Source organism: Streptococcus sp. HMSC067H01 (assembly GCF_001814775.1).
Taxonomy (GTDB): domain Bacteria; phylum Bacillota; class Bacilli; order Lactobacillales; family Streptococcaceae; genus Streptococcus.
The window spans coordinates 22,629-29,597 of the sequence record NZ_KV817788.1 but is presented as its reverse complement, the minus strand read 5'-3'; the positions used below and the strand labels follow the sequence as shown (position 1 = coordinate 29,597).

General features: G+C 39.5%; 7 protein-coding genes and 1 pseudogene. All 8 read left to right on the top strand.

Annotated features, from left to right (window positions below; all coding sequences use genetic code 11):
* Nucleotides 1–248: pseudogene (locus HMPREF2987_RS11120) on the top strand (transcriptional regulator); the annotation flags it as partial.
* A gap of 192 nt (nucleotides 249–440) precedes the next feature.
* Complete coding sequence (locus HMPREF2987_RS04640) at nucleotides 441–983, top strand: site-specific integrase (protein WP_000397549.1); 543 nt, start codon at nucleotides 441–443, stop codon at nucleotides 981–983.
* A gap of 461 nt (nucleotides 984–1,444) precedes the next feature.
* Nucleotides 1,445–1,765: an HNH endonuclease gene (locus tag HMPREF2987_RS04630; RefSeq protein ID WP_000282422.1), complete on the top strand. Its 321-nt coding sequence runs from the start codon at nucleotides 1,445–1,447 to the stop codon at nucleotides 1,763–1,765.
* Nucleotides 1,766–1,901: 136 nt separating this feature from the next.
* A complete protein-coding gene (locus HMPREF2987_RS04625; protein WP_001118282.1) occupies nucleotides 1,902–2,294 on the top strand; it encodes a P27 family phage terminase small subunit in 393 nt (130 codons plus the stop codon).
* Complete coding sequence (locus HMPREF2987_RS04620) at nucleotides 2,287–4,017, top strand: terminase large subunit (RefSeq protein WP_075229537.1); 1,731 nt, start codon at nucleotides 2,287–2,289, stop codon at nucleotides 4,015–4,017. The genes HMPREF2987_RS04625 and HMPREF2987_RS04620 overlap by 8 nt, the downstream gene beginning before the upstream one ends.
* Before the next feature lie 19 nt (nucleotides 4,018–4,036).
* Nucleotides 4,037–5,239, top strand: coding sequence for a phage portal protein (locus HMPREF2987_RS04615; protein ID WP_075229536.1), 1,203 nt, complete (start codon nucleotides 4,037–4,039; stop codon nucleotides 5,237–5,239).
* Nucleotides 5,223–5,813, top strand: a complete 591-nt coding sequence (locus HMPREF2987_RS04610; RefSeq protein WP_075229535.1) for an HK97 family phage prohead protease — start codon at nucleotides 5,223–5,225, stop codon at nucleotides 5,811–5,813. The genes HMPREF2987_RS04615 and HMPREF2987_RS04610 overlap by 17 nt, the downstream gene beginning before the upstream one ends.
* The gene (locus HMPREF2987_RS04605; protein WP_075227983.1) at nucleotides 5,798–6,961 is read left to right on the top strand and encodes a phage major capsid protein; all 1,164 of its coding nucleotides are present in this window, start codon (nucleotides 5,798–5,800) and stop codon (nucleotides 6,959–6,961) included. Before HMPREF2987_RS04610 ends, HMPREF2987_RS04605 begins: the two co-directional genes overlap by 16 nt.
* The last annotated feature ends 8 nt before the right edge of the window (nucleotides 6,962–6,969 follow it).

The following is a 6,969-nucleotide window of genomic DNA, read 5'->3' as shown; positions in this document are numbered from 1 at the left end:
CAGAAACCATCGCGGTCAAGCTCGCAGATGATCCAACCTTAAAATTTCTCGAAGGGTTCAAAGCTATTATTAACAAACTCCTGATCAATCTAGTTGATGAAGATAAAGAGATCTTTAATTTACGCTGGAGATATCCTCAATTAAGATGGGAAGAAATAGCGGAACAGAAATTCATGAGCAAAGCCACAATTTATAGAAGGAGGAGGATTATCTTAGAACAGTACGCTATACTGAAAGGTGAGTTGTAAACAAGAATGAGACAAAAGGCATCTTGAAGTCTCATAAAAAAAGGTCTATTATGATAGCATGAACTTCTGAAACAAAAACACATATCACACTTTAGGAGTCATCCTTAATTCTAGTCAGAAAAGTTGTCCAACAGAAGTATCGTCAAGAGTCAGCAAATGCTGGCTTTTTGTTTTGCAGAAAGGAGGTAGAGCATGGAATTTGTATCACCAATAAAAGATAATGACGATATTCAGGCAATGAAAGATTATCTCAGAGAGTGGAATGAGATGTATTATATGCTATTCATTACAGGCCTGAATACTGGTTTGAGAGTCGGAGACATACTCACCTTGAAAGTTAAAGATGTTCAAGGTTGGCACATCAAACTGAGAGAACGGAAGACTGGCAAACAGATAACAAGACGGATGACAAAAGAACTCAAGAAAGAAATGAGGAGATATGTCGAGGGTAAACCATTTCATCATTTCTTATTCAAGAGTAGGCAAGGTCAAAATAAAGCGATCACTCGTGAGCGAGCCTATCAAATCATCCATGAAGCGGCAGAAGAACTTGGCATTGATAATGTTGGTACGCATACAATGCGCAAGACATTCGGCTATAAATATTACAACAAGACAAAGGACGTAGGAACATTACAGAAAATGTTCAATCACTCATCACCTGCAATCACATTGAGATACATAGGGATAGAGCAAGCAGAGCTTGATGATGCTTTACGGAACTTTGTCATTTAATTTTTTTTAGATATTACTTTCACATAATGAGTTAAGCATAAACTGAAAAAATGAAACTCTTTAAAACCTATGATTAGTAAGGGTTTGAGATTTAGAATGAGTTTAACAAAATATAAGATATGTGAAGGTGAGGGATAAAATTGGTATAGATGGAGGATGAAACATTGGGATTATTTTTAGGATATCTAGTTGTCTATTTTTTAACCTTAATTTTTTTAGTCGTTATTTTTGATTGGGGAAAAAGTGATGTATTAAAGTTAGTTGAGAATGGATTGATATTTCTTTTCTTACCACTCGTATTTGTTTTTGTATTGGCCTATGATTTTATAAACAAAATAAAATGAGACAAAAGGCATCTTGAAGTCTCACAAAAAAAGGTTTATTATGGTAGCATGGTTTTCTTGTATGAGAGGGGATAGGTCACTGGCCTGTCCCTTTTAGTATTGGAAAGGAGGTTTGCCATGTATAACAAACCTATCAGACCATCCTTGAAATCTAAGAAGTGGGAGAAGTTCCGTGATAGGATAATGCGTAAGCATGATTATCTTTGTCAAGAAAGTTTGCGTTACGGAATTTCTGTTCAAGCAGAAATGGTTCACCATATCTTTCCTGTATCTGAATATCCCGAACTTGAATTCGTTGAATGGAATTGTTTGCCGTTGACGAATAAGAAACACAATACGTTTCACGATAGAGTGAACGATAGAGTAATCAATCAAGGATTGTATTGGCAGAAAAAAAGAAAAAAAGAATTTTTAAATTTTTTCAAAAATGAAAAATGAAAATTTTTAGTCCCCCCCTCTTTTTGAAAATCATTTTGGCCAGTAGGGTACCGGTGAAGGGAACTTTTTCCAAGTCGGGGGCCTTCAAACAAAAAGGGGGTAAAAACTAAGCGATTTTGACGAAAGGAGGTAGTTTTTGGCTAAACCAATTACAGCAAAGTCGATTAAGTCAAAAGTGGTCAAGCAGATGAAAGACTTGGGCACTTATCGGAAAGAGTTCGAAATGATCATTGATATTTTTGCAGGAATGCTCTATCAGTATCAGAAACTTGCTCAAGATTATGCTGACATGGGTTATCCAGTAACAGACACCTACGTCAATAAGGCTGGTGCTGAGAATGAGCGCAAAGTTCCAATCTTGACAGCGATGGAAATTTTGAGGAAAGACATCCTCAGCTACTCTAATCAGTTGATGATGAATCCTAAGTCGCTTGGTGAGGTAGTAGAACAAGAGGGTGAATCAGTTCTTACTGAGGTCCTGAAGTTCAAGAACGAAATCAAGAAGAAGCGAGTGACTGGCAATGGGTAATCTTGATAAAGCGAAAGAGTATGCTCGACACGTCATCTCTCACAGAGAGGAACATTGCGAGGAGAACATTCTTGCAGCTGAACGTTTCTTGCGTGATCTTGAAAATCCTGAGTTTGAAATGGATGAGGAAATCGTTGATTTCGTTGTCCACTTCATCGAAAACACGATAGTCCATCAGCAGGGCGATGATATGTTTGCGGTGTCTATCCGTAACAAGCCATTACTCTTGCAACCGTGGCAACATTTTGTAGTTGTGAACCTGTTTGGATTTTACTACAAGGGTACAAATGAGCGCAGGTTCAAAGAAGCGCTTATCATGCTTGCTCGGAAGAATGGGAAAACCTCATTTACTGCTGCAATCGCTCTTGCTTATCAGATATTAGACACAGACAGCGGTTCAAAATGCTACATCGTGGCCAACTCGGTCAAGCAAGCGATGGAAGCCTTTGGATTCTTGAAGTTCAATGTTGAACGATGGAATGACAAGAACATTCGTATCAAGGATAATAACCAAGAACACTCTATTACTGCTAATTTTGGTAATGAGGGTTCTTTCTTCATTCAGGCATTGGCAAATGATGAGAGCCGTTTAGACTCATTGAACGGGAATGTTATTATCTTGGATGAAGCTCATACGATGAGGAACAGTAAGAAATATGGTCTTATGAAGAAAACAATGTCAGCATACCGAAACAGTATGCTTTTTGTTATCTCTACGGCTGGTGATATTCCTACTGGTTTCCTTGCCAATCGTCTTAAATATTGTCAAAAGGTCCTTAAGCAATTGGTCAAGGATGATTCCTTGTTCATGTTTATCTGCAAAGCTGACCAGACGACTGATGGAGACGTGGGGGATTACCTGGACGAGAATGTTCTTAAGAAAGCCAACCCCTCGTGGGGTGTGACGGTGTCGCTCAAGGCTTTGAGAGAAGAAGCTGAGCAGGCTATGAACGATCCACAGACTAGGAATGAGTTCTTTAACAAGACATTGAATGTCTTTACTAACTCGATGAACGCTTATTTCAATCCTGATGAATTTATTGCTTCAGACAGTTGTTACGATTGGACCTTAGAAGAGCTGGCACGTTTACCTATTCAGTGGTATGGCGGAGCTGACTTGTCAAGGTTGCATGACTTGACCGCCGCTGCTCTTTATGGAGTTTATCATGATGGCGAGAAAGATGTTGATATCTGCATCACACACGCTTTCTTCCCTCGTGTCAACGCTCAAAAGAAAGCCAATGATGACGGGATTCCACTCTTTGGCTGGCAGTCTGATGGGTGGTTAACAATGAGCAATACTCCGACCGTTCTCTATGATGATATTGTTAAATGGTTCATCAAGATGAGGGAGAAAGGTTTCAAGATTGCTGCTGTTGGGATGGATAGGAAGTTTGGCCGTGAGTTTCTGACGAAGATGAAACAAGCTCGGTTTAAGATGATTGACCAACCACAGCTTTTCTATCTGAAATCAGAGGGATTCAGACGGATTGAGTTCAAAGTTAAGAATAAAGAGTTTTACTATCTTCATTCTGATGCTTATGAATATTGTGTAAGTAATGTTAGAGCTATTGAAAAGGTGGATGATGCTGTGCAATATGAGAAATTAGACGGTGACGGTGGTACTGCAAGGATTGACTTGTTTGATGCTAGCGTCTTTGCTTGTATTCAGGCTCTTGCTAATCTTGGTAAGAATAGCGATGTGATGAGCTTCTTTGATTAGAGAAAGGAGGTGAGGAAAGATGGGGCTTTTAGATAGATTTTTGAAACGTGGTAAGAGTCGAAGCGGAACGAATGTTATCACTCATTCAGATTTTGGTCTTTATATCGACGGTGATAGCTATGTGCCACTGGCTCGCAATCCTGATGTGATTGCTGCGGTCAACAAGATTGCTGACATGGTATCAAATATGACCATTCATTTGATGGAGAATACCGACAAGGGAGACATACGGGTTAAAGATGGACTAGCTCGGAAGATTGATGTAAATCCATGCGAAAACATGACTCGCAAAACTTGGATTTTCAAGATTGTGCGTGACCTGTTGCTATTTGGTGACGGGAATTCGGTTCTTCATGTCGAATATGATCCTGTGAATGATTACATTTTGAACCTGAGACCATTCTCTATGAGTGAAGTATCATTCAAGAGTGACGATGTTGGTTATGTTGTGAACTATCGTGGCATTGACTACAACCCAAGCGAAATCGTGCACTTTGTAATCAATCCTGATCCAGACAATCCATTTGTAGGGACTGGATATAGGCTTGCTCTGAGGGATATTGTTAGGAATTTAAATCTTGCGACTCAAATCAAAAAAGGCTTTATGAATGGCAAGAACGTTCCTAGCTTGATTGTTAAGGTTGATTCTTCGAATGGAGAATTGGGCACGCAAGAGGGGCGAGACAAGGTCGCTAAGAAATACTTAACAACAAGTCAGGCAGGTGAGCCGTGGATTATTCCTGATGCTTTGTTGAGTGTAGAACAGGTTAAGCCACTCAGCTTAAAAGATATCGCTATCAATGAATCTGTTGAAATTGACAAGAAAACAGTTGCTGGACTTTTGGGAGTTCCAGCTTTTATTTTAGGAGTTGGAAATTTCGACAAAGAAGAATACAACAACTTTGTCAATACAACAGTTATGAGTATTGCTACGACGATCACTCAGACATTAACTAGAGACTTACTTGTCTCAAATAATCGGTATTTCAAACTCAATGCTCGCTCGCTTTATTCGTATGACATTACAGAATTGTCATCAGTAGCTAAACAGATGACCCAAAATATGGCAATGCGTCGAAATGAGTGGAGGGATTGGCTTGGGATGCCACCAGATCCTGATATGGATGAGCTCCTTGCTCTTGAAAATTATCTACCGCAAGACAGACTTGGGGACCAGAAGAAGTTGAAAGGAGGTGAGGAAGAGAATGAAGAAACGGAATAGTTATCGTACCGCTCAATTCAAAACACGAGAAGAAGTTGATAGCGGTGATTTGATTTTGAGTGGGTACTTTATCAAGTTTGATGAAGTTACTGAATTATGGCCGGGTTACTTTGAGGTAATCAAACGTGAGGGTGTTGAAAAAGCTATCAAAGGAGCTGACATCAGGGCATTATTTAACCATGATGATAGTTTAGTGCTTGGTCGGACTGGCAATGGAACGGTCACTTTGGGAGTTGATGAAATCGGACTTTACGGTGATATCATTATCAATAAAGATGACCCACAAGCTGTTGGGGCCTATGCTCGTGTTCAGCGTGGTGATGTGATTGGATGTAGTTTTGGCTTTATCCCGATCAAAATCAACACGGAAGAGCAAGCAGATGGTTCGTACCTGGACACTGTCTTAGAATTAGAAATCTTTGAAGTGAGTCCATGCACATTCCCAGCCTATCCGCAAACGGAAATTGCTGCACGGCAGAAAGACTTTGAAAGTCAACAGCGTGCCAATCGTGAAGCGCTGGACAAGCGCAAGAAAGAAATTAAGGAGAAATTTAACCTATGCACAAATCATTGATTTTAGGCGCTCGCATGCGCAACAAAGCAGAAAAAGTGGTAGAGCTTGAAGAATCAATCAAGGAATTGAACAAGCGTTCTGAACTTGAAGCGAAGAAATTGGATCAAGCTGGAAATGATGAAGAAGTTTCAGCGGTTGAAAAGAACCTGGAAGATATCCAAAAAGAATTGGAAGATAAATTGGCAGAAAAAGAACAACTTGAAAAAGAAATCGAAGATTTGCAAAATCAAGTTGAAGAATTGAATCGCAAAGCACCGACTTATCCAAGCAAAGAACATCGTGGAGGACAAAAATTGGAACAACGTGACGCAGTACTAGAATTCATCCGCTCTCGTGGACAAAAACGCACAGGTGTTAAAACAACAGATGTAGGAGCGATCATTCCGAAAGAGGTTTTGGAACCACAAAAAACACCTGAACGTCAGAACCCGCTGCTTAACCTAATCCATATTGTGAAAGTAACAAGTGGATCAGGTACTTATCCAGTTATGAAGAAATCAAATCGTAAGATGACAGAGGTTGGTGAACTTGAAGAAAATCCAGAATTAGGAAAAACAAAAATCACGGATGTTGATTATAAAATCAAGACTTATCGTGGTGAACTTCCTATCTCTCGTGAAGCGATTGAAGATGCACAATATGACCTTATTGGAATCATGCAAGCAGACATCCAAGACCAAGACGAACAAACAAAATTGGCAATTGTTGCGGATGTTTTGAAAACTGCAAAAGTTGTAAATGCTAGCGGTTATGATGGACTTAAAGATATTTTAAATACTAAGATTTCATCTGTTTATAAAAAATCTCTTGTTGTTACTGACTCTATGTTCAACGCATTGGATAAAGTTAAGGACAAGGACGGCCGCTACATGCTTCAACCTGACATCACTTCACCAACGGGCTATTCATTCTCTGGAAAAACTATCTACCCTGTTGATGACACTCTTTTGGGTCAAGAAGGGGAAATGAAGTACTTTATCGGAGATGTTGAATACTTCCTTACATTATTTGACCGTATGCAGTTGAGTGTGAATTGGGAAGATAACCATCGATTCGGTAAGAACCTAGCTTCATATCTTCGTTTTGATATCAAGAAGACTGATGAAGATGCTGGGGTGTTTGGAACCTACACTGATGTTGTAGCTTAAGGAGGTAG

Coding starts and splice junctions, on each gene's coding strand:
- HMPREF2987_RS04615 (WP_075229536.1), top strand. CDS start 4,037: ATGGGGCTTTTAGATAGATTTTTGAAACGTGGTAAGAGTCGAAGCGGA.
- HMPREF2987_RS04640 (WP_000397549.1), top strand. CDS start 441: ATGGAATTTGTATCACCAATAAAAGATAATGACGATATTCAGGCAATG.
- HMPREF2987_RS04605 (WP_075227983.1), top strand. CDS start 5,798: ATGCACAAATCATTGATTTTAGGCGCTCGCATGCGCAACAAAGCAGAA.
- HMPREF2987_RS04610 (WP_075229535.1), top strand. CDS start 5,223: ATGAAGAAACGGAATAGTTATCGTACCGCTCAATTCAAAACACGAGAA.
- HMPREF2987_RS04630 (WP_000282422.1), top strand. CDS start 1,445: ATGTATAACAAACCTATCAGACCATCCTTGAAATCTAAGAAGTGGGAG.
- HMPREF2987_RS04620 (WP_075229537.1), top strand. CDS start 2,287: ATGGGTAATCTTGATAAAGCGAAAGAGTATGCTCGACACGTCATCTCT.